Below are 26,032 nucleotides of genomic sequence, written 5' to 3'. Positions count from 1 at the left end.
CTCCAGATGTTCAGCGGAACTGTGGTGGATCGAGGGTCAGTTGAGGGGCGCCGGTGCGGTCTCCGGTTGCCCCTTGACCTTGAGGGGCTCGATGTCGCCGACCATGAAGAGGTAGACGAGGCAGCCGGCGACGGCGACGCCCGCCGCTGCGACGAGGCCTCCGGTGAAGGAGCCGGTCCGGCTGTAGAGGAGACCGATGACGAACGGGCTGGCGACACCGGCGAGGTTCGACAGCGAGTTCTGGAAGCCCTGGATGGTGGAGGCCCACGGCCGGGTCGACACCGGGGCGACGTCGGCCGGCAGCGTCACGATGCTGGAGGTCGCGAACGTGACCCCGCCGAAGGACAGCGACAGCAGGATCAGCGCCATCGCACTGCTGTCGACCACGGCCGCCAGACCGATGACCGACGAGACGAGCATCCCCGCCACGATGCAGGACTTACGGGCGAGCGTCAGGCTGTGACCGCGCCGGACCAGCGCGTCCGTGGCCCAACCGCCCACGAAATTGCCGATGAACGCCGTGATCGCGGGGATCATGCCGAGGATGCCAAGGGAGAGCAGGGAGAACCCGCGGGCCTCCACGAGGTAGGACGGGAACCACGTGATGAAGAAATAGATCACGAAGGACTGGCAGGCGAAGCCCAACGCCATTCCCCAGATCGTTCGGTACCGCAGCAGGTCCTGCCAGCGTGGCTGGGGGGCGTCTGCGGGGGCGTCGGTCTCCTGCGCCTGGCCGGCTTCGATGTGGGCGAGTTCCGCCGCGTTGACCTTGGGATGCTCGCGGGGCTCGCGGTACATCTTGAGCCAGAACACCACCCAGATCAGGCCGAGCGCCCCGGTGATGACGAACGAGCCGCGCCAGCCGACGACCGCGATCAGCGCGGTCACCACGGGGGTGGCCAGCAGCGTGCCGCCTCGTGCCCCGCTGTCGTAGATCCCCGAAGCGGTGCCGCGTTCCTGGCGGGGGAACCACCGCTCCACGACCTTCGTGCACGCCGGGAATGCGGCCGCCTCACCGATGCCGAGCAGCAGCCGGGCACCGATCAGGGTGCCGAGACCGCGGACGGCGGCCATGGCGACCGTGATGAGTGACCACCAGGCAACGGCGGCGGCGTAGAGCATGCGGCTGCCGAAGCGGTCGACGAGCCAGCCCATCGGGATCTGGAACAGGGAGTACGTCCAGAAGAAGGCGCCGAGGAGCAGCCCCGAGAGAGCCGGGTCGATGTTCAGGTCGTGGGTCATGTAGGGCAGGGCGACCGAGAGGTTGGCCCGGTCCACGTAAGAGATGAGCAGGCCGGCGAAGGCCAGCCAGATCATGACCCATCTGACGCGGGAACGGCGCTGGTTGGGAGGGGCGGTGGCAGCCCCGACCGAAGTAGTCATCGCTTCTCCTTCTGGAGAGGGACGTCTGAGCTGCCACAGGGCCACATGGACCGTGCCAACGTCAGGCGACCACCGGAACCGCCGATTCCGCGAGAAGGCGGCCTTTCGATGGCGGGGAGTCTGCCTCGGACGACCGATGTCCGTCAATGGTGACGGACATCGGTCGCCTGTGGGGGACGGCAACCAGGGCTGGCATACTGGCGTCCGAGTGGTTGGAGGCACGGGCCCATGCCCGTTGCCGTCTCCGAATGGGGAGTGTTGTGAGCGAATCGGTACGTGGCGCGTCACCGATGCCGGACCCGCTTGACGACAACGTTGCTGACGCGCTGCTTGTCGTCATCCACGAAGCCGACAGCCCGGTGGGCGCTCGGCAGATCAGCGCGGCGTTGGCCGCACGCGGCCGGACAGTTTCCGAGTCCAGCGTGGCGCGCCGACTGCGTCACCTGGACGCCCGCGAGCTGACCGTGCAGCTGGGGGCCAAGGGGCGTGTCCTCACCGAGGAGGGCGTCCGGGCGGTGGAGCGCCTCCGCCGAGTGTCGCGGAGCGCGAGTCTCGCGTCGGCATCCGAGGTCCGCACGGCTCAGGACGTGGTCCATCTGCTCAAGGCCAGGCGCGCCATCGAACCCGAGGCGGTGCGCGACGCCACGGAGCGGATCTCCGATGTCGATCTCGACGTCCTGCGGAGGGTCGTGGCCGAGCACCATGACCGTGCCAAGGGGGAGAAGCGCCCTCCCCGCGACATCGCTCTGACGTTCCACCGGCTGGTGAGCGGCCCCGCACGGAACCCGCTGGTGCAGGCGATGATCTCGATCGTGCTCGACACCAGTCACGACCGCGTCGAGGCGGCCCTGGACATCATCCTGGAGACGCATCACCACGGCGCCCTCAGCGTGTCCGAGCACGAAGCCATCGTCGAGGCGATGGCCGGGCGTGACGCGGAAGGCGCTGCCGGGTTGATGCGGGACCACCTCGACCGGCTGCTGGGCGAGGTCGACGCGTTCATCGCCCGCTATGACGCCGAGCTTCTCGAACGGCTTCTTCGTTTGCCCTGACACCCGATCTGCCCCTCCCGCATCGGGCGAGAACCGGTGCCACCGCCGTAGTTCTTGCCGAATGCCCCAGTTGCCATGACCGGTAAGATCGTTGCCTGGACACCGTTCCCCGGGCTGGTTCGTGGTGTGCAGGTGTTATCGGTACCGGCGGATGCCTCGACCGGCCCACGCGCGGGCGTGGAGAGGAGATCCATGGTGAGAAGGCTGGATGAGTCGGCCGCTCCCTTGCCCGGGTCGCGGCGGTGGTTGCAGCCGGTGAACGGGCCGGGCAGTGGGAGCGACCCGGAGTTCTTCGCCGCGCGGCCCGATCTGGTGCTCGTCGCCCGGCGTGCGACAGATGCTCTGCCCGGCCGGGGGCTGCGCTACCTGGACATCACTGGGAACACGGTGCGCCGCGTCGCTCTCGACGTGCCGGACGCCGGGCGTGGTGTGGTGCGGCTCGACGTGTACGACTCCGAGGCGCCGTTCGGGCTCACCGTCCGGGAGCTGGAGGTGGCCACCTGCGTCGCCGGCGGGCTGGGAAACCAGGAGATCGCGGCCGTGCTGGCCTGTTCGCGGCGGACCGTCGCCACCCATCTTGAGCACATATTCGCGAAGCTCGGGGTGCGGACCCGTGCGTCCGTGGCGACGCTGATCGCGGCGGAGGACGCCTACGTCGCCCCGCTGCCGACCTCCGCCCTCGTGCTGCCCCCGGCGCTGCTCGGTGTACTCGGTGACCGGAAACCGGCGCCGCGCCCGGCCGTCACCCGGCCGCCCGTGCGGCGGCCCGCGCTCCTTGCCTCCGTGTACCCGGCCGACCCTCTGGCCGGTACCCAGGTGCTGGCGATGCGGCGCGGCGCACGTCTGGCGGTGGGGGAGATCGCGGCGCGTGGTGGGGTGTCCGGTCGTGAGGTCGAGCATGTGACCGTGTCCGCGGCGCCGGGTGAACTCCTGGGAACGGTAAGGGACTTGGCGGAGCGCGGGGTGGACGGCATCGTGTTCGGGAACTTCCCGCTGCCGATCGCTCTGCCGGCGCTCGCCGCGGCCAATGCGTCCGGTACCCCGGTGCTGCACAGCATGACCGGGCAGGCGCTGTCCGAGGGGGTGCGCGCGGACCCGGCCGGTCTCGGGGCCGTCTTCCAGGTCTGCTCCACCGAGTCCGCGTACGTACCCGGGCTGCTGCGCACCGTCCGGGATCTGGAGGACAGTGGTGCGTTCCGGCCGCGGCGTCGGCGGCTGGCCGTGCTGCAGCGGGCGAGCACCTTCGACCCGGGCCTCGTGGAGCGTGTGCAGCGGCAGGCAGCCGAGGCCGACTGGGATCTGGTGTTCCTGGAGTCGGTGGCCGACGACGCGCTGGACTTCGCGGATGTCGTCCACCGCCTTGAGCTGGCGGATCCCGACCTGGTGTCGCTGTCGATCTTCCCGGAACCGACCCTGCGCGCGTTCTTGGAGGCCGCCGCCGGGCTCCGGGAAAGCGCCACGTTCCATGCGGCGTGGTCGCCGGCCGCCCCGGAGTTCTCGCGGCGGCTGGGAGGCCTGAGCGAGGGGCTGCTGTGGTCGACGGTGATCGGTAATGTGGACGGCCCGCTGTGCATGGCGTTCGAGCAGCGGTTCCGTGCCGCGTTCGGTGCCGACCCGGGGCCTGCCGCCGCGGCCGTCCACTACGACATGGTCAATGTGCTGGCGCAGGCGTGGAGCCGGGCCAGCCGACCGTGGGATTTCGCCGCCGTCCGTGAGCAGTTGCGTACGTCGACGTCGTTCGGTGTGACGGGGGCCCACCAGTTCGTGGGGCGGGGCCAGCGCGGCCTGAGCTATCCGGACGAGACGGGCGACCCTGCCCGTGGCCACCCGCACCTCATCTACCGGATCAGCGGTGGCGTCAATCAGCGGCTGGCGCCCTCCACGCCACCCCTCGTCAGCTGAGCCAGTTCGGCGCGGTGAGCGCCCCGATGCCGTCGCCGCCGTCGACTGGAACGGTCCGCCCGTTGACCCAGTTCGCGTCCGGCCCGAGCAGCCAGCTCAACACCGCGGCGACGTCGTCGGGGCGCCCGACCCGCCCGCGCACCGAAGCCTGCGTCAGCGCCTCCACGTACGACCGCGGTACGGGGTTCACGGCCGACTCCACGTCGACGAAGCCCGGTGCCACCGCGCAGCAGCGGATGCCGTCGCGGCCGTGCTCCAGCGCGAACCCGCGGACCAGCGCGTCGAGCGCCGCCTTGGACGCGGCGTAGACGGCCGTCCCGAGCCTGGCTCTGGTGGCGGCCCCGCTGCTGACGAAGAGCAGCGTCCCTGGCCGGCCCTTGGCGTGGCAGCGGCGCACGAACTCGGCTCCCGCGCCCAGCGCCGAGCGGGTGTTCACGGCCATGACCCGGTCGAACAGCTCCTCATCGCTCTCCGTGACCGGCACGGCGGGGAACACGCCTGCCGCGTGCACCAGCGCGTCGAAGCCACCCTGCTCGGCCCAGAGTCGCGCGACATGTTCCGCCACCACGCCGCTACGGGCCAGGTCGATCTCCGGGAGATCCGTGCCCGTGACCGACCAGCCGTCTGCCGTGAGCCGGTCCACCACGGCGCGCCCGATGCCCCCGTTCGCGCCGATCACCAGCACCGAACGCCGCACAGCCGTCACGCCCCGACCAGCGCGGGCCGCACCCGGCGCGCCACGTCGACGCACCGCTCGAACGTCACGTCCAGCTCTTGGCAGCCGGTGATGAAGCGCTCGAGAGCTGCCATCCGCGCGCCCCGGCCCACGACCTGCGGGTGCAGTGTCACCGTCACCACCCCGTCGGGCACGGTCTCCGTCATGTAGCGCACATCGCGCAGGAACCGGTCGAACATCGCGTCGGCGTCCTGGAGTCCGGGCATCAGGAGCTGCGGGGTGCGGACGTACTCCAGGTGCGGATAGTCGTCCAGCGTCCAGGACACTGGGAGTTCGACCACGGCCGAGTCGGGGCCGAACCGGAACGGACCGTCGGCCGGGCAGCGGTCGCCGGAGCGCGCGACGTAGGGCTCGAAGTCGGTGCCCATCAGGGACGAGTCGTAGACAATGCCCAGCTCAGTGAGGATGTCGACGGTGTGCTCGGTGAAGTCCCAACTGGGGGTGCGGTGCCCGGCAGGCGGGGCACCGGTCAGCTTCTCGATCAGCGCCGCCGAACGGCGGTTGACCGCGAGTTCGGTGTCCCGGTCCAGCGTCGACACCGGTTCGTGGGCGTATCCGTGCAGCGCGATCTCGTGCCCGGCCTCGGCGACCGCCGCGCTCTGTGCCGGATACGTCTCCAGGGTGTGGCCCGGAATGAAGAACGTGGTCGGTACCTCCGTGCGGCGCAGCAGGGCCAGGATGCGATCGATGACGTAGGCGCCGAACTCGCCCCGGGAGACCGGGCCCGGCGTGGTCTGGCCGCGCGCCATCCACAGCGATATGGCGTCGAAGTCGAAGGTCAGACAGACAGTTCCGCGGCTCATGCGTACGTCTCCTCGCTCTGGGCGTTGAGGGTGTCCTTCGGAAGGAACTCCAGGGGCGCCGGGGTCTGGTCCTGGAAGAGGGTGTCCAGTTCCCAGCGTGCGTATCCGTGCCGGCTGGGCGGCCCCGGCGCGATCCACAGCACCCGGTCGGTCAGGTCCATGACCACGGAGTAGACGGTCGCGTTGCGCTCGCCCTCCGGGACGTCGGGGTCGGGGTGACGGCAGATGCCGTCCGGGAAGGACCACTCGTCGCGCAGGGTGGTCACGAGATCGGCGACGCCGACCCGGCGCTCGTCGAGCGCGGGTTCCAGCAGGTGCCTGGCCCGTACGGAACGCAGGACGGTGAGTGCGCTGGTCGCCGCCTTCTTGTCGTGCAGCGGCAGGGGTGACTCGAAGTGGTTGGCGTGGGCGATCAGCCCGTTCTCGGGCAGCAACGTTCCGAAGACGCCCGGTGCCAGTTCGAAGTCGACGGCCTCGCCGCCCGTGCCGTCGGCGAGCATGATGTTGCCGGACGAGATCCGTTCGACGGGCAGCAGCTTCTTGTGCGCGCCGGACATCGTCCGTGCCTGCAACGCCCCGCGCAGCAGGTAGTGGTACGGGACTCCGGCGCCGCCTTGGTCCCGGTCGGACACCAACAGGTTGGCGCACACCCCGAGCCCGGCGGAGTTGAGGCCGCTCTTCGCGAGCATGCCCGCCTCGGCCAGGGACAGCACACTGAACCCGGTCTCGTCGCGGGTGGCGAGCAGGAAGGTGACCTCGGCCTGTTCGGGGTGCCAGTCCCAGTTCTGGGCGAGCAGGGTGTGCCCGTTCTCGGTGTGCCGCGGCAGCACCGACAGGGAGGTGCAACCTTCGTCGCGGTAGCCGGTGCCGTACAGCATCTCCGTGCGGGCGTTGAGCGCGGCGAGCCGGTGGGCGGGCTGGCGGGCGCCGGTCGCCATGCCTTCGAGCATCGCGGCGATCTCGGGGGAGTACGACGCGGCGATGTCCAGGTAGATCCGTCCCCAGCCGTCGATGTCGGCGTCGCTGAGCCCGGCGTCGTCGCGGAACCGGCCCATGTAGGTGTCGAGGCTGCGGGCGATGAGGTCGGCGGTGGCCAGGCCCAGGTCCTCGCCCATCTGACGGTAGCTGCCCTGGACGACGATCAGCCGCGGGTCCTGGTGGGAGGTCGGGGTCGCTGCGGACACGATGGCATCTCTCATTTCAGTTCGGAGCGGTAGGTCTCGGGCATGCGGCACACGGTGACGAAGGTGATGAGGGCCGCGATCGTCGGCAGCAGCGCCACGGCGACGGCGTTGCCGGTGCGGTCGATGATCAGCGTCGCGATGAAGCCGGCGGTGCCGCCGAAGGCCATGACCGAGAAGTTGTAGCCGATGCCCAACGCCGAGTAGCGGACGTTGGTGGGGAACAGTTCGGCGAGCGCGGCAGGACCTGGCCCGGAGAACGCCGCGATGATCAGCCCGATGACGATCTGGCCGAGGAACACACCTGCGGTGCTTCCCGTCTGGAACACCAGCATGGCGGGATAGCTCAGGAGCACGAGGCCGCCGGAGCCGATCAGCAGCAGCGGTTTGCGGCCGATCCGGTCGGACAGCATGCCGAATCCGAAGATGGCCACGGTCAGCACGACCAGCCCCACGATGTTCGACGCCTCGACGATCGCGGAGTCGATCCCGACCTGCTCACGCAGATGTGTCGGCAGGTACGTGAGGAAGAAGAAGTAGGCGACGGTCCAGCTCACGGTGAAGAAGAAGCCACGGGCCATGGCGCTCTTCTGGGTGCGCAGCGCCAGCCGCAGGGGGCTCGCGCTGGTCTCCCCGGCGGCCTCCTGCTCGCGGAAGGCAGGGGTGTCCTCCAGACCGAAGCGCAGCAGCAGAGCCACGACGGCGGTCACAGCGCCGACGAGGAACGGCACCCGCCAGCCGAAGTCCCGCATGCCCTGCTCGCTCCAGAACAGGGAGTTCAGCGCCACCACACCGGCGGCCACCAGGAACCCGGCAGCGGTGCTGACCTGATTGAGGCTGCCGAACCTGCCGCGAGTGCGCGGAGTCGCGTACTCCACCAGCATGGCCGCGGACCCGGCCCACTCACCGGCGACGGCGAAGCCCTGGAACAGCCGCAGCACCACCAGGAGCACGGGGGCGGCGACCCCGATGGTCCGGTAACCGGGCAGCAGCCCGATCAGGACCGTCGCCGAACCCATGAGGATCACGCTGGCCAGCAGGGCGGGCCGACGGCCCATCTTGTCGCCGATGTGCCCGAAGAAGACCGTGCCGAGCGGACGGGCCAGAAAACCGACGGCGAACACGGCGAAGGTCGAGAGCATCGACGACACGGAGCCACCGCCGGAGAAGAACGCGGCACTCAGATACACCGCCGAGTAGGCGTAGACGAGATTGTCGTACTGCTCGAGCAGGTTGCCGATGCTGCCGGAGACGACCGCTCGCAGCTTGAGGCCGGTTCTGGGGCCGGTGTCGACGGCTGGTGCCTCGGTCGTTGATGCCTTCATGATCTCTCTTCTCGCGAGGGTCTCTTGAGGGGGCGCAGAGGGGCACTTGAGGAATGCGGGGGAACGCGGCGCAGGTCAGGCGGCGGCGAGATAACCGCCGTCCACGGGCAGCAGCACGCCGGTGATGAACGAGGACTCGGGCCCGGCGAGGAACGTGAGTGCGTGTGCCAGTTCGTCGGTCTCGCCAGGCCGGGTCATCGGGGCGCCGTCGACGCGCGCCCGCAGGGCCTGAGGCGGCAGGTCCTCCAGGAGCGCGGTGCGGAAGACACCGGGCAGCAGGGCGTTGACGCGGATGCCGCGCGGAGCGAGCTCGACGGCGGCCACCTTGGTGAGCTGGTGCACCGCGGCCTTGCTCATCTGGTACGCGACCGAGGACGGGACCGTGCCGTCGCCGGCGGGTGGGGTGGTGACACCGTAGATCGAGCCGACGTTGATGATGACACCTCGGGTACGGGCCAGGTCGTCGGCGAAGGTCTTGATGCCTCGCCACGGGCCGAACGCGTTCACCGCCAGCACGCGCGTGAAGTCCTCGTCGCTGGTGCCGAGCAGGTCCGCCCGCGCGCTGACACCGGCGTTGTTCACCAGCAGGTCGACCGGCCCGAACTCGCGGCGGACAATGTCACGCAACCGGTTCCACGACGCGGGATCGGTGACATCGAGGTGCACACGGTCCGGCCGCTCTCCGCCCTCCGCGTACTGGACGTCGGCACGCACCACGAGGGCTCCGAGGCGTGCCAGCCGCTCAGCGGCGGCGGCACCGATACCGCCGGCCGCACCCGTGATCACTGCGGTTTTGCCGTCCAGCCCATGGCCACCACTCCTGCTGCTGTTCATGCAGGGGACAGTAGGTCTGGCCGCAGGGCACGACATCGGTCATCTGACCGATGCGCGAGTGTGCGCCGAGGTGGGTCAGGGCGCCGCTCTGGGAGCGTCAGTCATGCCTTCTTCCAGTGGTTCGTACGGGCCGATAGGAGTCGTGGACGGAGTCAAGAACGCCCTCGCCGCGAGCCGCGCCGTGCAACCCTCCGCGTACTGCGTGCACTTCCGCCTTCCGCAGGGTTCCAGTGACCACGGTGAGGGGGCCGGTGGTCTGGTGTGTCTCGGGGACACCGCTGTGGTGGGCCAGCAGAGCGAGTACGGGGGACAGGTCCTCTGTTGGAGTTTCGAGGACGAACCGGTCGACGGGTTCACAGATGTTCGTCCCGGCCCGTTGGAGTGCCTCGCGAACCACCAGGTTGGTGGTGCGTCTGACCTCTGCGGCCTGCGGTGCCGGCGGTTGGTAGCCGCTTTCGGTGACGGTGATCCGTGCGTCGGTCACCCGCCAGCCGTGCGGGCCGACCGCCAAGGGCTCGTGGAGGTACTCCAGCAGTGCGGTCCGGTAACCGTCGACGTTGCCGTACACGTGCAGGGGCAGCGTGGACCGGGCCGCGGCGACGACGAGTTCGACTCCGGTGCCGGGCGCGGTCGGTTCCACGGTCACGCCGAGCGTGTAGCTGTACCGGTGGCCGGCGTCGCCCATGCGCAGCGCGGCGCTGGCGGTCGCCGACGGTCGTTCGACGCAGACCACGCCGGTGTCCCGGAAGTCGACGGCGATGTCGTATTCGGCCGCGAGTGTGTCCGCCAGGACCTCCTGTTGCACCTCGCCGTAGATCCTGATCCGTGCGGCACCGCGCTCGGGCCGCAGGCCGATCAGCGGGTCGATGTCCGCGAGTTCGGCCAGGGACCTGTGCAACTCGCCCTGCCGGGCGGGGTCTTGGGCAACCACTCTGGTCTCGAAGCCCGGCTCCGGCAGTGCTGTCGCCGCGGAGGCGGCAGGTGGGCGGCGCCCGATCCAGTCTCCGATCCGAGCGCCGTCGAGGCCCCGGATCCGGACGATCTCACCGGCCGTCGCATGGTCGCACGGCATGGCCCCGCCGGGTTTGAAGACCTCCATGCCCGTTACGGTGGCCGCCCGGTCATCGCCGAGCGACACCCGGTCGCGGACCTTGAGCGTCCCGGTACGCATCCGCACCGTGCACACGCGCTGCCCTTTCGAGCGTTCGACCTTGAACACCTGTGCCGCCGCCGGTGCGTGGTCGTCGGCGGCGGCAACCGGCAGCAGGTCGGTGACGGATTCGATCAGCGGACGGACGCCCGCACCGGTCCGGGCCGAGCCGAACAGAACCGGGTGGACAACACCGGCACGAGCGAGGCGTCCGAGGGCTGCACGGAGCCGCTGCATTCCGATGGGGCGATCGCGGGCGAGCCAGTCCTCGAGCAGATCCTCGTCGTGGTCCGCGAGCAACTCCGTCAGGCGCTCCGACTCGACGGGGTCCTTCCATGCGCATGGTGTGGCCTCGGCTGCGGCCGTGCCGGGGGCGTGCACGTGGCCGAGCGGTACGAGAGCCGTGCTCAGACGGCTCCGGATTCCCTCCAGGACCCTCTCGGGCGCGGCGCCGGCCCTGTCGATCTTGTTGACGAAGAAGACCACGGGGATGCCGAGACGGTGCAGCGCCCGGTACAGCACGATGGTCTGGGCCTGCACGCCCTCCACGGCGGACAGCACCAGGACCGCGCCGTCGAGGACAGCCAGCGAGCGGTCGACCTCGGCGATGAAGTCGGGGTGGCCCGGGGTGTCGACGAGGTTGACGGTGACGTCGTCGATCGCGAAGGCCGCGACGGCGGAGCGGATCGTGATGCCGCGTTGCCGCTCCAGGGACAGGGTGTCGGTCTGGGTCGTGCCGTCATCCACCCGGCCGACCTGTTCGATGGCACCGCCGACATGCAGCAGCGCCTCGGTCAGACTGGTCTTGCCTGCGTCGACGTGGGCCACCACGCCCAGATTGAGCCGCCGGGCGCTGGGCTCCGCGTCGGCGGGACCGGTGTCATGGTGTGCTGGGGCGGGAGAGTGCGGACGGTTCATGGCTCCTCGTGTGCAGGTCGACGGCGACGGCGGGGCACACGAGTTGGCGCATGATGAAGTCCGTTTCTCTCAGGTGGGCACGGCATGGTTGGGCAGGGGCGATGTTCCAAGTGGCATCCGGCGCTGTCAACGCATTAAGGGCGTCCGCTGGAACGGACGCCCCTGCCGTGAGCCGCGTGACAGGCGGCCGTCGAAGCCGCGACCCGTGCGCAGATCGAGGCGCCGGTCGCCGAGCACGCCCATCTCGTGGACCACCACCAGGCCGACCGGCTGCACGATCTCTACGCGCCGATGCATCGCCGAAGGTGTCAGTGGCTCAGTGGTCGGTCTCGAGGTGGAGCTTGAGCAGGTCCACGCCGTAGTCTCCGCCGTTCGGAGTCCGGATGATGGTGTGGATGTGCTGCTGCGTCGGCTTACCTCCCCCCATACCACCACCCGGCCCGCCGGACGGTGCACCACTGGGCTGACCACTGGGCTCACCACTTGGCGGGCCGCCGGCGTTCCCGTCTCCGGGCTTGGAGCCCGACTGGGCACCGGACTTGGTGCCGTACGCGAGCGGTGACTGCGCGTCGTACTCGATGAGCACCACGGGACTGTGCACGCGGTAGTAGAAGGCCGAGGAGTCCTTGGTGCTGCCGAGCCAGTAGAAGTAGGTCGCCTCGATGTGTTCCTCCACCTCCTTCATCCTCACCTCCGCGTGCCCCTCGTCCATGTAACCGATGTAGACCCCGACCAGGTCGAGCAGCTTCTGACGCTGCGCGCTCGTCATCTTCGAGCCGGGCAGACCCGCGTAGGCGAGCTTCAGGTTGTCCTGGCCTGCGCCCGCGATCATGTCGGTGCCGCTCTTCTCCTTCTTGGAGTCGATGACCTTGGCGCGCTGCGCCTGGGACAGCGAGCGGATCATCGTGAGCCCCGCCCGCGTCTCCGGCTTGAAGAGCTGGATCTTCTCGCCCTTGTACGTGGCCTTCGTCGGCTCGGAGCCCATGAACGTCGGCGTCATCACGACCTGGTCACCGAGCACGAAGTAGTTGATCACGACGTGGTGGCCCTCGTACTGGAAACCCCACGGCTTCGTGGTCGACGGGGTGCCCATGAAGGTGAAGAAGTACGCGCCCTCGGTGAGGGTGTCCTTGTTGCCGCCGCTGTACTCGCCGAGGAAGCCGTTGAGCTTCATGATGTTGCGGGTCTGCGTGAGACCGTCGGCCGAGAGGGCCTTGCCGAGCAACGCGTAACCCAACTTCCGCTGAGCGGCGGTGATGTCGCCCATGCGGACGCCCTCGCGCTCGTACCCGTCGACATTGCTCCAGGCCAGCCACTCGTCGTCGTCCACGTCGAACGTGCACGAGCGGCGCTGCTTCGCGGAGAGCCCGTCGAGGAGCTTCTGCGCGGCCTGCACCACGGCCGTCGTCGAGACGCCGGTGGAGTGGACCGAGTACAGGTCGTCGACGACCTTGCCATCGGTGGTCAGACCCTTGAAGTCGTCGTACTTCACCTCGGCGGCGCCCGGCCCCATGCCGCCGGCGCCGCCTCCCGGCCCGCCCGGTCCGCCCGAGGGCATCCCCGAGGGCTGACCGGAGGACGCGGAGGCCTGCGCGGAGTCGGAGGAGTTCGCGGAGCAGCCGGTCATGGTGGCGACGGCGGCCACACCGCCGGCGAGCAGTGCCTTGTTCATGAACCAGCGGCGGGTGCGCTCGACTTCAGGGCTGCGGGGTACGTGTCCATGCATGCCCGCAGCGTTCTTGACCTGTCCATGCACAGGGTATGAGCAAGCTGTCGCCCTCCTGTGAACGGCTGTCGGCCCAGGTGCGCTGCGTCAGGGGTGTTGGCCCGCGACGCCCACCTCCGTCAGCGTCGAGCGATCCTCCGGTACCTGCTGATCGCCAAAGGCATGAAGATCGCGATGATGGCGCATGCGCACAACAGGGCGTATGCGGTGGCGTGTTGGACGGGCCAGGAATGAGGTGGCGTTATCGCCGCCGGCGCCTCGTTCGCGAAGAGGGAACGGGTCGCGGTGGCGGTCGCCGACACGGGGTTCCACTCTGCGATGGTGCGCAGCGGGCCGGGCATCGTGGTGATGGAGACGAAGGCGCCGGAGACGAAGGTGACGGGGAACAGCCAGATGAGTCCGGCGCTCTGTGCGACTTCGACGCTGCGGGCCATGAGCCCGATGGTCGCTCCGACCCAGGACATGGCGAAGGCGAACAGCAGGATCAGGGCGTAGGCGGTCACAGCCCCTGCGACGGAGCCCTCGATGCGCCAGCCGACCAGCAGTCCGCACAGGGAGGTGACGATGAGGGTGACGGTGCTCATGGCCAGGTCGGACAGGGTGCGGCCGAGGATGACGGAGCCGCGCGGCATGGGCAGTGCGCGGAAGCGGTCGATCATGCCCTTGTCCATGTCGGCGGCGAGCCCGATGGCTGTGAACGAGGCGTTGAACGTCACGGCTTGGGCGAAGATGCCGCCCATCAAGAACGTGCGGTACTGGGCGCCACCGAGGCTGCCTCCGAAGACGTAGGCGAGCAGCAGGACGAACATGAGTGGCTGGATGAGTGCGGCGATGACCGCTCCCGGTGTGCGGCGCAGGTTGATGAGGTTGCGCTCGGCGATCAACAGGCCGTCACGGGCCGGGCGGAGCAGGCCGGTCCGTTTGTGCGGGGCCAGGTTCATCGTCGCCATGCGTGGGCTCCCTTCTTGCGGCCGGTGCGGCTCCGTCGTCCGTCGCGGATTTCCGGCTGTGCGCTTCCGCCGGGTCCGTCGAGCTGTACGAGTTCCTCTGCATCCGGCATGTCCGTGGAGGTGGGGCGGGTCTGAGGTTTGCCGGTCAGTGCGAGGAACACGTCATCGAGGGTGGGGGGCGCCAGCGACACGTCCCGCACGGTGAGCCGTGCCGACTGGAGGGCGGTAAGGGCCTGTTGCAGGTCGGCGGCGCCGTTGTCGGTTGCTATGGAGACCAGCCCCGTCCGTCGGTCCACCTCCGGTTGGTACGGGCTCAGCCCTGCCAGGAGTTCGGCGATCGCCGCGGTGGTTCGTGCGTCGGCGGGGCGGAGGGTGATGCGGTCTCCGCCGACGGCGTCCTTGAGCTGGTGCGCGGTGCCTCGGGCGATGACGCGGCCGTCGTCGATGACGGCTATGGAGTCGGCGAGTTGGTCGGCTTCCTCCAGATACTGGGTGGTGAGCAGGACGGTGGTGCCGTCGGCCACCAGGTCGTGCACGGCTTGCCAGGTGTCGGTGCGGCCGCGCGGGTCGAGCCCGGTGGTGGGCTCGTCGAGGAAGACGACGGCAGGGCGTGCCATGAGAGCGCCGGCCAGGTCGAGACGGCGGCGCATGCCGCCGGAGAAGCTGCCGCTGGGCCGGTCGGCTGCCTCGTTGAGCGTGAACCGGTCGAGCAGGTCACCGACGCGGCGGCGACCTGCTGTGCGGCCCATGCCGTAGAGCCGGGCCACGAGGTAGAGGTTCTCGCGGGCGGTGAGCCGCTCGTCGACGGCGGCGTACTGCCCCGACAGGCCGATGCGTTCGCGCACGGCTTCCGGTGCCTCGCACACGTCGTGGCCGGCGACGAGGGCACGGCCCCCGTCCGGGCGGAGCAGGGTGGTGAGGATGCGCACCGTGGTGGTCTTACCCGCGCCGTTGGGGCCGAGGAGGCCGAGTACGCTGCCCGCCGGCGCCCGCAGGTCGATGCCCGCGAGTGCCTGGCGGTTCCCGAAACTGCGCGTGAGGCCCTCCGCCACAATGGTGTCCTGCCCTCTGGGGCGTGCCGCCCCCCGACCCGTGTGTTCGTGGTGCGGGAGGGGCTGCCTGAGCGGGCTGAGCAGACGCGTTCCTTGTGCGCTCACCGCGATGCCAGAGCGCTGCGGGGCGTGAGATCCGTCCAGTGGACGTCGACGTAGGCGACGCATGCCTCGCGGGTCGTGGGTCCGTGGACGACGTGCCAGCCCTCGGGGACGTCGGCGAACTCGGGCCACAGGGAGTGCTGGCCCTCGTCGTTGATCAGGACACGGTGCTGGATGGCGGGGTTGTCGAACGGGTTGGTCATCTGGGGGGCTCTCTTTCGTGACGGTGGAGTGAGTGGTTCAGGTGGCGCGCAGTGCCGCGTCGAGGACGGGGCCGATGAGGGCCCGCGAGTCGGGGCGGAGCATCTGGGCGTGGCCGCACGGCACGTCGTGCACCTGGAGGGTTCCGTCGATGTACGGATCCCACAGGGCAGGCACGAGACCGTTCGCGGGGTCTTCCTCCGTGGCGCGGAAGAAGAGCACGTCACCGCGGAAGGCGCGCGGTGCGTAACTGCGCATGAGGCGGGCCTGGGCGGCGAAGTTGCCGACCATCGCCTCGATGGTGGCCGGCTCCAAGGCGCCGAGAGGACTGCCGGTGTCCCGCAGCGCGTCCCGCACTGCTGACGCGTCGAGCGGGGCGTCGGCGTCCCAGGCGGAGATGTCGAGGCCGAGCGCGGTGAGCAGGGCGCGGAAGACGACATCGCGGCCGGCGTCCTCCAGACCGTCGGCGGGCGGCACAGGGAAGGCATCCATCACCGCCAGCAGCGCCACCTCCTCGTCTGCTGCCTGGAGTTGGACGGCGATCTCCTGGACGACGTTGCCGCCGAAGGACCAGCCGAGCAGCCGGTAGGGGCCGTGCGGCTGCACGGTGCGCACCTGGTCGATGTAATGGGCGGCCATCGCCTCGATGCTCTCGGGGAAGGGCCGGGTGCCATCCAGGTTGGGTGTCTGGAGTCCGTAGACCGGCCGGTCGGCGACGTGCTGCAGCAGCCCGGCGTAGGACCAGGCCAGACCGCCGGCCGGATGCACGCAGAACAGTGGCGCGAGGCTGCCGCTGACGCGCAGCGGCAGCAGGGAGTCCAGGTCCGCCTCCGCGCGGGCGTCGCCGGACTCCGCCTCGCGTCGAGCCAGCGCGGTCGCGAGACCGGCCGGGGTGGGAGCCTCGAACAGCGCCCGGATGCCCAGGTCCGTGCCGGTGGCGTCACGCACCTGGGCCAACAGACGTGCTGCCAGCAGGGAATGGCCGCCCAGCGCGAAGAAGTCGTCGTCGGCCCAGCACCGTTCCATGCCCAGAACCTCTGCGAACAGCGCACACAGAAGGTCCTCACGAGGCCCGGCCGGAGGCCGACCCGCGCCACGGGCTCCCTGCCCGTCCCGGGGTGCCGGAAGGGCTCGACGGTCGAGCTTGCCGCTCGCGGTCAGGGGGAGCGAACCGAGCGGGACGAACGCGGCAGGGACCATGTACCCGGGCAGTTCGGCGGCGACGGCCGCGCGCAACCGGTCCAGGTCGTGGCCGTCCGGACCGAGTGGCCCGGCGTCGTCGTGGGGCACCACGTAGGCGACCAACTGCTCCGTACCGTGCGCCTCCTGAGCGCCCACCGAACGCAGCACCACTGCCGCCCGTGCGATGCCGGGCTGTCGCTCGAGTACAGCGACGATCTCATCGGGCTCCACCCGGAAACCGCGTACCTTCAGCTGGCCGTCGGCCCGGCCCGTGAACTCCAGTTGGCCGTCGGTGCAGCGGCGTACGAGGTCACCGGTGCGGTACATCCGCTCGCCCGGCGGGCCGAACGGATCCGCGACGAAGCGCGCGGCGCTCTCGGCGGGACGTCCGAGGTAGCCGCGTGCCAGACCGGCGCCCGCGAGGTACAGCTCGCCGGTCGCGTTGGGTGCGGCGGGCCGCAGGTGACGGTCGAGGACGTAGCAGCGGGTCCCGGCGACAGGGCGGCCGAGCACAGGCCGCTCTGTCTCGTGCAAGGGAGCGTACAAGGTGTCGACAGTGGCCTCGGTGGGACCGTAGAGGTTCCAGACGGTGAGGCCGGCCACCTCGCGCAGTTGCCGCCACAGGCCGGGTGGCACGGCCTCGCCGCCGAGCGCCAGGACGGCCGGGCGGTGTGCGGATTCCGTGGCGTCGCACAGTCCGGCGTCCAGGAGCGCGGCCGCGTGGCTGGGCGTGGTCTCCAGCACGTCTATGCGCTCCTCGCGCACGGCCCGTACGAGGGCGGCCGGATCGCGGCGGGTGTCGTTGTCCACGACGACGAGCTCGTGTCCGGCCAGCATCCACAGGACGGGATCCCAGGAGGCGTCGAAGGACAGCGAGGCGGTCAGCGCCACCCGCAGCCTGCGGCCGTCGGGCGCCGCCTGCGTGAACAGGGTTCGCCGGTGGTGCTCCCACAGCTGGGCCAGCGACCGGTGTTCGACGACGACGCCCTTGGGGCGCCCGGTGGAGCCCGAGGTGTGCAGCACGTAGGCCGCGTCCCGGGGGCCGGGCGCACTCTCGGGCGGGGCCTCGCCGGGCAGAGCGGCCAGGACCGTCCGGGTGTCGGGGGAGTCCAGCAGGACCACCTGCCACGACCCGGAGGGAACCCGGCCGGCGGTCTCACTGGTTGCCAGCACCACGTCGGGCTGAGCATCCTCCAGTACGGCGGCCACGCGCGCGTGCGGCAAAGCGTCGTCCAGCGGCGCGTACGTGCCGCCGGCCGCCAGCACACCGAGCAGAGCGCTCAGGGATTCGGTGGAGCGCGGCAGCAGCACCGCGACGGTACGGTCCGGGCCCACGCCGTGCGCCCGGAGGAGATGGGCCAGTCGGGCGCTGTTCTGGGACAGTTCCGCGAAGGACAGCGCCTGGCTGCCGCAGCGCACCGCGATGTCGCTGCTGCGCATCGTGGCCGCCGTCGCCGCAAAGCCCGCCACCACCGTCGGATGCCGGGGCGCGCACTGCGGCCCAGATGTGCCCGGCCGCTCGGTGTCCCGGTCGAGGGGATCGTGCCGGGACAACCGGGTGTCCGGCTCCGCGACGACGAGCCGCAGCAGAGCGACGAAGGAGTCGGCCAGCAACTGCGCCGACGCCGTGTCGAACAGGCCGTGTGAGAACTCCAGCTCGCCGGTCAGTTCTCCGTTGCCGGCCTGCTCCGAGAAGTTGAACGACAGGTCGAACTTGGCGGCGGCTGTGTCCACGCCCTGCACTGCGGCGTGCAGACCGGGAAGGTCAAGTGCCGGGCGCGAGGCGTTGTTCAGGGAGAGCATGACCTGGAAGAGCGGGTGCCGGGACAGGGACCGCGGTGGCGCCAAGTGCTCCACGAGCGACTCGAAGGGCAGGTCCTGGTGCGCGTAAGCGGCCAGATCGGCTTCGCGGGTGCGGTGCAGCAGACCACGGAAGTCCGGGTCGCCGTCGGTGTGGACCCGCAGGGTCAGTGTGTTGACGAAGAAGCCCACCAGTGGGGTGAGGGCCTCGTCGGTGCGGCCGGCGACGGGTGTGCCGACGACGATGTCCTCGCCCGCGCCGAAGCGGTCCAACAACGCGGCGAGCACAGCGTGCAGGGCCATGAAGGCACTGGAGCCCTCGTGGCGGGCCAGCTCCGTCAGCCGTCGCCCGTCATCCCTGGTGAGGGGCAGGGCGACGCGACCTCCGTGCCCCGAGGCCACTGCGGGCCGCGGCCGGTCCGTGGGCAGGGCGAGTTCGGTGGGGGCGTCGGTCAACGTCTGCTGCCAGTGGGCGAGTTGGCGTGCGTGGACGCTGTCGGGGTCGTCGGGGCTGCCCAGCAGTTCGCGCTGCCACAGGGCGTAGTCCGCGTACTGGACCGGAAGCGGAGTCCAGTCCGGGGTACGGCCGGCTATTCGTGCGGCGTAGGCGGCTGCCAGGTCCTGGGCCAGCGGCCCCATGGACCAGCCGTCGGCCGCGATGTGGTGCACGACCAACAGAAGAACGTGCTCCTTGGCGCCGGTCCGCACGAGCTCGGCGCGCACCGGGAGGTCTGTAGCGAGATCGAAGCCCCTGCGGGCCGCCCTGTGCAGCAGCTCAGGCGCCTGGTCGGCATCGGTGAAGGTGACAGGGAGGTCGGGCATGGCCTCCCCGGGGGACAGGATGCGCTGGGCCGGGCTCCCGGACCGGCCCGATCCGTCACGCAGGACCGTGCGCAGGCTCTCGTGCCGGACGACCACGTCGCCGAGCGCACCGCGCAGTGCGGGCACGTCCAGCCGCCCCCGCAGAGCCACGGCCATGGGCAGGTTGTACGAGGCGTCGCCGGAGTCCATCCGGTTGAGGAACCAGAGCCGCTGCTGCGCGAAGGACAGGGGCAGGTCCGCCGGGCGGTCGGTCCGGGCGTGCAGGGTCGGACGGCCGCGTGCGGCGCCGTCGAGGTGCCGGGCCAGTCCGGCCGGTGTGGGGTCCTCGAACAGGGCGCGGACCGGGATCTCGACGCCGAAGGCGTTCCGGACGCGGTTGACGATGCGGGTGGCCATCAGCGAGTGGCCGCCGAGCGCGAAGAAGTCCGCGTCCCGGCTCAGGGACCCGGTGCCCAGGCACTCGGCGAACAACGCGCAGAGAATCTCCTCCTGCGGAGTGCGCGGAGCCTCGCCCTGCTCGTCCGCCGCGGCGTCCGGCGCGGGAAGGGCCGCGAAGTCGGTCTTTCCGTGCACCGTCAGGGGGATGTTCGCCACCGTCACGATGTGAGAGGGCGTCATATAGGCCGGGAGCCGGTCGCCGACGAACGCGCGCAGCTGGGCGGCCTTCGGCTCCGCGCCGGTCTCCGGCACGGCCCAGGCCACCAGCCTGGCACCGTCCGCAGCGTCGAGGACGGTCACGACGGCCTGCCGGACAGCCGGATGGGCTGTGAGGGCGGCCTCCACCTCTCCCGTCTCGACACGGAATCCGCGCACCTTGACCTGGGAGTCGGTTCGGCCCAAGAAGACCAGCGAACTGTCCGGCCGACGGCGCACCAGGTCGCCGGTCCGGTACATCCGGCTGCCCGGAGGACCGTAGGGGTCGGCGAGGAACCGGTCGGCGGTCAGGCCGGTCGCGCCGTCATAGCCCCGGGCCACGCCGGCACCGGCCAGATACAGCTCACCCGTGACGCCCGGCGCCGCGGGGCGCAGCCGCGCGTCGAGGACCCGGGCGCGCATTCCGGAGACCGCGTGGCCGATGCCGGGTGCGGAACCGGGGGTGACCCGGGCGATGACACTGTCCACGGTCGTTTCGGTCGGCCCGTAGAGATTCCACACGGCCACACCGGGCAGTTCCGCCAGCTCCCGCCACAGCTTCTCCCGCACCGGCTCGCCGCCCAGCGCCACCACGCGCGGCCAGGGCCTGCCGGGTGCGAACAGGCCGCACATCCGCAGCTGCTCAAGGAAGGACGGCGTCGTCTCGATCACGTCGACCCGCCGCTCGTGCAGCAGTTGAACCAGCGCCTCCGGGTCCCGCCTGCTCCGGTCGTCGACGAGGTGCAGCTCGTGTCCGGCGGCCATCCACAGCAGCGGATCCCACGACGCGTCGAAGGTCGCGGCCGCGGTCAGGGCCACGCGCAGGGGCCGACCGTTGTTGGCCCGTTCGGCGGGCTCGATCAGCGTGCGCCCGTGGTGGCGCAGCAGGTTCGCGAGCGCACGGTGTTCGACGACCACACCCTTGGGCCTGCCGGTGGAGCCGGAGGTGTACAGCACGTACGCGGGATCGGAGCCCCGGGGCCCGTCCAGCGGCAGCACATCTTCCGCAGGGTCGGCGTGCGTCTCGTCCAGATATAGCGCGGGCGTACCGGAGGCCGGCAGGCCGGCGGCGACGGCCCGTTCGGTGATCAGGAGCGCGGGCTGCGCGGACCGAAGGATCTGCGCGTTGCGTTCCTTGGGGTGCGCGGGATCGAGGGGAACGTACACCGCGCCGACCCGCAGGACGCCGAAGACGGCCGCGATCTGACGTACGGAACGGGGCAGGGCCACCGCGACGCGATCACCTGGACGCACCCCTTCGGCCATCAGACGCCGGGCGATGCCGTGCAGTTCGGCTGTCAGTTCACCGAAGGAGACCGTGTGCCGACCGTCGGCCACGGCGATGCGCCCTGGCGTGACGGCGGCCTGCGTCTCCAGCACGTCACAGATACTGTGCACCAGCTGGGGCCCCTGGGCCGTGGCACCAGGCGTCCGGGCCGTGTCCAAAGCCGCGTGGCGCTGGTCGGCCGTGAGCATTTCCAGCTCGCTCAGCCGTCGCCCGGGAGCGGCGAGAGCGGAGCGCAGCAGACGCACGAAGTGGTCCGCGAAGCGCCGGACCGTGCTTTCGTCGAACAGCTCGGCGCTGTACTCCAGTTCGCCCGACAGGCCGACGGGGAGACCGTCCGCATCGTGCAGCTCGGTGAAGTCCCAGGTGAGGTCGAACTTCGCAGTCGTCCGTTCGGGCTGGAGCACCGCCGCTCGTACCCCGGGGAGGTCGAGCCGCGGAGCGGCGGTGTTGTTGAGGGCGAGCATGACCTGGAAGAGGGGATGGCGCGAGAGGGACCGCGGTGGGGCGAGAGCCTCCACCAGCTGTTCGAAGGGCAGATCCTGACGGCTGTAGGCGCCCAGGTCCGTCTCCCGCACCCGTTCCAGCAGCTCGCGGAAGGCGACGTCGCCTGCCGCGTCGACCCGCAGGACAAGGGTGTTGACGAAGAAGCCCACGACATCGTGGAACGCTTCCTCGTCGCGTCCTGCCACCGGAGTGCCGACGACGATGTCGTCACCCGCACCCAAGCGATGCAGCAAAGTGGCGAGCACCGCGTGCAGGACCATGAACGGGCTGACGTGCGCCTCGCGCGCGAGCGCGACGAGCGCGCCGTGCTCAGCGGCGTCGAGCCGCATCGGGACCCGGCCGCCACGAAATGTGGCGCGCTCCGGTCGCGGCCGGTCGCAGGGCAGAGGTAGCTCGGGCGGTAGCCCCTCCAGGGCCGCGCGCCAGTCCACCAGTTGTGTCGCGGCGAGGGAGTCGGGGGCGTCCGGGTCGCCGAGCAGGGCGCGCTGGCGCAGCGCGTAGTCCGGGTACTGGGCGGGCAGCGGCTGCCACTGCGGCGGCTCTCCGCCGGCCCGCGCCTGGTAGGCCGAGCTGAGATCGCGTACCAGGGGACCCATCGACCAGCCGTCGGTGACGATGTGGTGGAACGTCAGCACCAGGAGATGGGTGCGGCCGGCGCCGTCCCCTTGATCATGAGTGAGCAGGAGGGCTTGCACGGGAGGCTGTCGGGCGAGGTCGAACCGGGGCTGTGCCACGTGTGTAGCCCCGTCGGCCAGGGGCATTGAGGTGCACAGCAGCTCGATGCCGCACGCCTCGGCAGGCAGTACGACCTGGTGCGGCCCCTGATCGTCCTCCCGGTACACCGTGCGAAGGCTCTCGTGCCGCGCGAGCAGATCGAAGAAGGCGGCTCGCAGGGCGGCCACGTCGAGTTCGCCGTCGAGCCGGACCGTTACGGGGATGTGGTAGCGCTCCCCGCCCTCGCCCATCTGCTCAAGCATCCACAGACGTTGCTGGCCCGCGGACAGGGGGAGCCGCGCAGGGCGCGTCCCGAAAGTCGGATCGTGCTGCGTCCTTGTACGCCGGCTCTGTTCGGTCTGTGTGTCCACGCGCTCGGCCAGGGCGGCGACCGTCGGAGCCTCGAACAGCGCTCGGACCGGCAGCCGGACTCCGGTCCGTGCCGCCAGCCGGGACAGCAGGCCAGTGGCCAGGAGCGAGTGACCGCCGAGGGCGAAGAAGTCGTCGTCCCGACCGATCGCGGTCAGGTTGAGGACCTCCGCCATCGCCGCGCAGACAGCTTGTTCGGAGGCGGTGCGAGGCATGATCCGGGGGCCTGCCGCCGCTGCCGTCGGTTGCGGCAGTTCTGCGGTGTCGAGCTTTCCGTTCGGCGTCAAAGGGAGCCGATCGAGGACCGAGTAGGCCGCGGGCACCATGTAAGGCGGCAGTTGCGCCGACAGCGCGTCGCGCAGCTGACCCGGGTCGTCGCGCACCTGGGCGCCGGACGTGTCCGCTGCGGGCACGAGGTAGGCGGCCAGCAACTCCTCGCCGGGCCGCGCGGCGTTCACCGTCACCGCGGCCCCGGCGACGCCCGGAAGCGCGAGGAGCGCCGATTCGATCTCACCGAGTTCCACTCGGTGGCCGCGCAGTTTCACCTGGTCGTCGCTGCGGCCGACGAACTGCAGGGACCCGCTCTCGTGCCAGCGCACCAGATCCCCGGTGCGGTACATGCGTTCACCCGGGCCGCCGAAGGGGTCCGCGAGAAACCGGTCGGCTGTCAGACCGGGCCGGCCCGCGTACCCGCGCGCCACTCCGGCGCCCGCCAGGTAGAGCTCGCCGGTCGCTCCGCGCGGCAGCAGGCGCAGCGCCGCGTCCAGCACGTAGGCGCGAGTGCCGGCGACCGGCCGCCCGATCGTGGGCACTCCGCCGACGACGCGGGCGGTGACCGCGTCCACCGTCGTCTCGGTCGGCCCGTAGAAGTTGTGGACCAGCAATTCCCCGTCTGCGGCCAGGCGTTGCCACAGCTCCTCATGGACCGGCTCGCCGCCCAGTGCGATGACCGTGGGACGGTGCTCCCACGCCCCGCTGTCGGCTGTGAGCCCGGCGGCCAGCAGCTGGTGCAGGAAGCTGGGGGTGGTCTCGATGACGTCGATGCGGGTGGTGCGCAGGAAGTGGACCAGGGCCTCGGGATCGCGGCGCGTGGCATCGTCGACGATGTGCAGATGGTGGCCGCTCAGCATCCACAGCAGCGGATCGAAGGACGCGTCGAAGGACGTGGCCGCGGTGAGCGCCACACGCAGCCGACCTTCCTTCTCCGCCGCGGCCTGGGCATGCGATTCACCGCGGTGATGAGCCAGCAGGTTGCTGATCGAGCGGTGCTCGACCACGACGCCCTTCGGCCGGCCCGTCGAACCCGATGTGTAGATGAGGTAGGCGGCATCGCCGCCACGCGGCCCCGCGAAGGGAGGGCCGTCGGGCACAGCGTCGAGGTCCCACGACGGACCGCGCACCACGGTGCTGTCGGGTGCCAGACCCGCGACGGCCGCGTCGGGCTCGCAGACCACGATCACGGGCTCGGCGTCCGCCAGCAGATAGGCGATGCGCTCGACCGGGTAGGACACGTCCACCGGCATGTACGCGGCGCCGCTGCGCAGCACAGCGAGTGACGCCACCACCGTGTCCACCGAACGCGGCAGGGCGACCGCCACCGTCGTGCCGGGACCGGCCCCGTCGGCCCGCAGAGCCGATGCCGCCGCTTCGACTGCCTGATGCAGCTCGGCGAAGGTCAGAGTGCGTACGCCGTCGTCCACGGCCGGAGCCTCGGGTATCTCCCGCGCCAGCCGGGCCAGTTCCTCCGGCAGCGTGGCCTGGTCGGTCAGACCGCTCCGACCCGTTCCACAGGACGGTGCGGCGCCTTCGCCGGTGCCCTGATCCAGCAACCGGGCTTGCCCCTCGGCGCCGAGGAGTTCCAGACCGCCGAGCGGCCGGTCCAGGTCGTCGAGGAGTTGCTCGACCAGCCATGTGACGCGCTCCAGATGTCCGGCCACCGCCTCCTCGTCGTAGAGCGCCGCGTTGGCGAGCATGTCGACGCGGGCACCGAGACCGCCGGGAGCGGGGTGAACGGCGAGGGTGAGGTCCTCCACCGGGCCAAGGCTCAGATTGTGCAGGGTTCCTGTCGCGGGCCCGAACTGGAGATTCTCCTCGAAGGCGAGGACATTGACGGACGGCCCCGTCAACGGCTCGCCCCTCACCAGGCCACGCTCGCGGCGCAGTTGCTCGGTCGGAAAGCGCTGGTGACGCAGCGCGCCGCGCATGGTGGTGTGCACCTGGCGCAGCAGGTCACGGGCTGTGTCCGCCGGGGTCAGGCGCAGTCGCAGCGGCACTATCTGGGACATCATTCCCGGTGTCTGCCGCGCCACCCTGCTTCGACGGCCTGTCACCGGCATCCCCAGGAGAAGGTCCTCCGCGCCTCGCATCCGGTGTGTGTAGACGGCCATGCCGGCCACGAACAGTGCCGGCCATGCCACCCGTCCGAGGCGTGCCCCGTCGCGCAACCGCCGCCACCGCACGCCGTCCAGCGTGACCGAGCACCGCAGGACTTTCGCACCCGGTCGTGCCTCGCTGTCCGTAAGACGTTCCACGCTCGCGGTGCCGTCCAACTGGCCGCGCCAGTACGCCCCGTCCTCGGCACCGGCTGTCGACGTCGCGTACTGCCGTGCCTCGGTCACCAGGGGCTCCAAGGGGAGCGGGGCAGCCGCGACCTCGACTCCGGCGACGAGGGCCGCGTACGTCTCGGCAATGCGGCTCAGCGCCACTGCGGCCCCGAAACCGTCCAGGACCAGGTGGTGCGTACGCATGTACAGCACATGGCGAGAGGAGGAGAGCCGGAACAGCATGAAGGCCGTGACGGGCCCGTGGACGATGTCGATGGGTACCGACAGGTCCTTTTGCATCAGCACGTGGACGTCGGTTTCCGCGTTCGCATTCGCTGACAGATCGACAAAGGAGACACCGAGGGGCCGATTGGCATGGACGACCTGACTGGCCGTCCCGCCGTCCGGGTCGTCGGTCACGGTGGTGCGCAGGGCATCCGTCTCCTGCGTCACCAAAGTCACTGCCCGGCGCAGCTGGAAGAGATTCAACTCCCCTTGCACATCGACATATTCAGCGATGGTGAAGTCGGTTCCCCCGGGGTGGAGGTGATGGGCGAACCACAGCGACTCCTGCGCGACGGTCAACGGAAGCCTCTTGGAACCATCGTCAGCCATGTGCTCGCTCCTGGTCCACGTGCTGCGTGCCGACACCGTCGACCACCCTCCCGATCTCGCCACGATCGATGCACACGCGAAGTTCTCGATGCATCGGCTTTCGTGGGGAATCCGTGACGCGTGAGGCTTCGGATTGGTCTGTGACTCAGAACACCATTTGTTACTACTGCGTATTGAGTCCTGTTTCTACTGACGGGGAGGGCATTTCGGGCGTGCGCTTCGTCAGGGCTCCGGGCACCCATCCGGA

General features: G+C 70.4%; 15 protein-coding genes. 2 read left to right on the top strand and 13 right to left on the bottom strand.

Annotated elements, in window-relative coordinates; all coding sequences use genetic code 11:
- Positions 1-36: 36 nt before the first annotated feature.
- Complete coding sequence (locus ACWD2L_RS31100) at positions 37-1,383, bottom strand: MFS transporter (RefSeq protein ID WP_351335713.1); 1,347 nt, start codon at positions 1,381-1,383, stop codon at positions 37-39.
- A 290-nt stretch (positions 1,384-1,673) separates the two neighbouring features.
- Between ACWD2L_RS31100 and ACWD2L_RS31095 the strand changes: the two genes are divergently transcribed.
- Positions 1,674-2,435 carry an FCD domain-containing protein gene (locus ACWD2L_RS31095; protein WP_351335711.1) on the top strand — a complete coding sequence of 254 codons (762 nt, stop codon included), beginning with the start codon at positions 1,674-1,676 and terminating at the stop codon, positions 2,433-2,435.
- A gap of 192 nt (positions 2,436-2,627) precedes the next feature.
- Positions 2,628-4,337, top strand: coding sequence for an ABC transporter substrate-binding protein (locus ACWD2L_RS31090; RefSeq protein ID WP_351335709.1), 1,710 nt, complete (start codon positions 2,628-2,630; stop codon positions 4,335-4,337).
- Here ACWD2L_RS31090 and ACWD2L_RS31085 read toward each other — a convergent pair.
- The 12 genes from ACWD2L_RS31085 to ACWD2L_RS31030 form a co-directional block, all read right to left on the bottom strand.
- A complete protein-coding gene (locus ACWD2L_RS31085; protein WP_351335707.1) occupies positions 4,330-5,043 on the bottom strand; it encodes an SDR family NAD(P)-dependent oxidoreductase in 714 nt (237 codons plus the stop codon). The genes ACWD2L_RS31090 and ACWD2L_RS31085 overlap by 8 nt on opposite strands.
- Entirely contained in the window at positions 5,040-5,876 is an 837-nt protein-coding gene (locus ACWD2L_RS31080) for a polysaccharide deacetylase family protein (RefSeq protein WP_351335704.1), read from the bottom strand. The genes ACWD2L_RS31085 and ACWD2L_RS31080 overlap by 4 nt, the downstream gene beginning before the upstream one ends.
- Positions 5,873-7,060: a C45 family peptidase gene (locus ACWD2L_RS31075; RefSeq protein ID WP_351335701.1), complete on the bottom strand. Its 1,188-nt coding sequence runs from the start codon at positions 7,058-7,060 to the stop codon at positions 5,873-5,875. Before ACWD2L_RS31075 ends, ACWD2L_RS31080 begins: the two co-directional genes overlap by 4 nt.
- Before the next feature lie 11 nt (positions 7,061-7,071).
- On the bottom strand, positions 7,072-8,382 hold the full coding sequence (locus tag ACWD2L_RS31070) for an MFS transporter (RefSeq protein ID WP_351335698.1): 1,311 nt from the start codon (positions 8,380-8,382) through the stop codon (positions 7,072-7,074).
- A gap of 75 nt (positions 8,383-8,457) precedes the next feature.
- The gene (locus ACWD2L_RS31065) at positions 8,458-9,216 is read right to left on the bottom strand and encodes an SDR family NAD(P)-dependent oxidoreductase (RefSeq protein WP_351335695.1); all 759 of its coding nucleotides are present in this window, start codon (positions 9,214-9,216) and stop codon (positions 8,458-8,460) included.
- Positions 9,217-9,313: 97 nt separating this feature from the next.
- On the bottom strand, positions 9,314-11,284 hold the full coding sequence (locus tag ACWD2L_RS31060; protein WP_351335692.1) for a GTP-binding protein: 1,971 nt from the start codon (positions 11,282-11,284) through the stop codon (positions 9,314-9,316).
- 126 nt (positions 11,285-11,410) lie between these two features.
- Positions 11,411-11,581 carry a hypothetical protein gene (locus tag ACWD2L_RS31055; RefSeq protein WP_351335689.1) on the bottom strand — a complete coding sequence of 57 codons (171 nt, stop codon included), beginning with the start codon at positions 11,579-11,581 and terminating at the stop codon, positions 11,411-11,413.
- A gap of 19 nt (positions 11,582-11,600) precedes the next feature.
- Positions 11,601-13,010, bottom strand: coding sequence for a DUF3500 domain-containing protein (locus tag ACWD2L_RS31050; protein WP_351335687.1), 1,410 nt, complete (start codon positions 13,008-13,010; stop codon positions 11,601-11,603).
- Positions 13,011-13,129: 119 nt separating this feature from the next.
- A complete protein-coding gene (locus ACWD2L_RS31045; RefSeq protein WP_351335685.1) occupies positions 13,130-13,960 on the bottom strand; it encodes an ABC transporter permease in 831 nt (276 codons plus the stop codon).
- Entirely contained in the window at positions 13,948-15,015 is a 1,068-nt protein-coding gene (locus ACWD2L_RS31040) for an ATP-binding cassette domain-containing protein (RefSeq protein WP_351335817.1), read from the bottom strand. Before ACWD2L_RS31040 ends, ACWD2L_RS31045 begins: the two co-directional genes overlap by 13 nt.
- A 98-nt stretch (positions 15,016-15,113) precedes the next feature.
- The gene (locus ACWD2L_RS31035; RefSeq protein WP_351335682.1) at positions 15,114-15,317 is read right to left on the bottom strand and encodes an MbtH family protein; all 204 of its coding nucleotides are present in this window, start codon (positions 15,315-15,317) and stop codon (positions 15,114-15,116) included.
- Positions 15,318-15,354: 37 nt separating this feature from the next.
- On the bottom strand, positions 15,355-25,785 hold the full coding sequence (locus tag ACWD2L_RS31030; RefSeq protein ID WP_351335679.1) for an amino acid adenylation domain-containing protein: 10,431 nt from the start codon (positions 25,783-25,785) through the stop codon (positions 15,355-15,357).
- Positions 25,786-26,032 lie beyond the last annotated feature (247 nt).

This window comes from Streptomyces sp. NPDC002754 (assembly GCF_053592315.1).
The sequence above is the reverse complement of the archived record's forward strand: the minus strand, read 5'-3'. Positions and strand labels throughout refer to the sequence as shown.

Bases quoted from the DNA above. Each gene is read 5' to 3' on its own strand.
- ACWD2L_RS31080 (WP_351335704.1), bottom strand. From the start codon at position 5,876: ATGAGCCGCGGAACTGTCTGTCTGACCTTCGACTTCGACGCCATATCG.
- ACWD2L_RS31050 (WP_351335687.1), bottom strand. From the start codon at position 13,010: ATGCATGGACACGTACCCCGCAGCCCTGAAGTCGAGCGCACCCGCCGC.
- ACWD2L_RS31070 (WP_351335698.1), bottom strand. From the start codon at position 8,382: ATGAAGGCATCAACGACCGAGGCACCAGCCGTCGACACCGGCCCCAGA.
- ACWD2L_RS31045 (WP_351335685.1), bottom strand. From the start codon at position 13,960: ATGGCGACGATGAACCTGGCCCCGCACAAACGGACCGGCCTGCTCCGC.
- ACWD2L_RS31035 (WP_351335682.1), bottom strand. From the start codon at position 15,317: ATGACCAACCCGTTCGACAACCCCGCCATCCAGCACCGTGTCCTGATC.
- ACWD2L_RS31030 (WP_351335679.1), bottom strand. From the start codon at position 25,785: ATGGCTGACGATGGTTCCAAGAGGCTTCCGTTGACCGTCGCGCAGGAG.
- ACWD2L_RS31060 (WP_351335692.1), bottom strand. From the start codon at position 11,284: ATGAACCGTCCGCACTCTCCCGCCCCAGCACACCATGACACCGGTCCC.
- ACWD2L_RS31095 (WP_351335711.1), top strand. From the start codon at position 1,674: ATGCCGGACCCGCTTGACGACAACGTTGCTGACGCGCTGCTTGTCGTC.
- ACWD2L_RS31090 (WP_351335709.1), top strand. From the start codon at position 2,628: ATGGTGAGAAGGCTGGATGAGTCGGCCGCTCCCTTGCCCGGGTCGCGG.
- ACWD2L_RS31100 (WP_351335713.1), bottom strand. From the start codon at position 1,383: ATGACTACTTCGGTCGGGGCTGCCACCGCCCCTCCCAACCAGCGCCGT.
- ACWD2L_RS31055 (WP_351335689.1), bottom strand. From the start codon at position 11,581: ATGCATCGGCGCGTAGAGATCGTGCAGCCGGTCGGCCTGGTGGTGGTC.
- ACWD2L_RS31065 (WP_351335695.1), bottom strand. From the start codon at position 9,216: ATGAACAGCAGCAGGAGTGGTGGCCATGGGCTGGACGGCAAAACCGCA.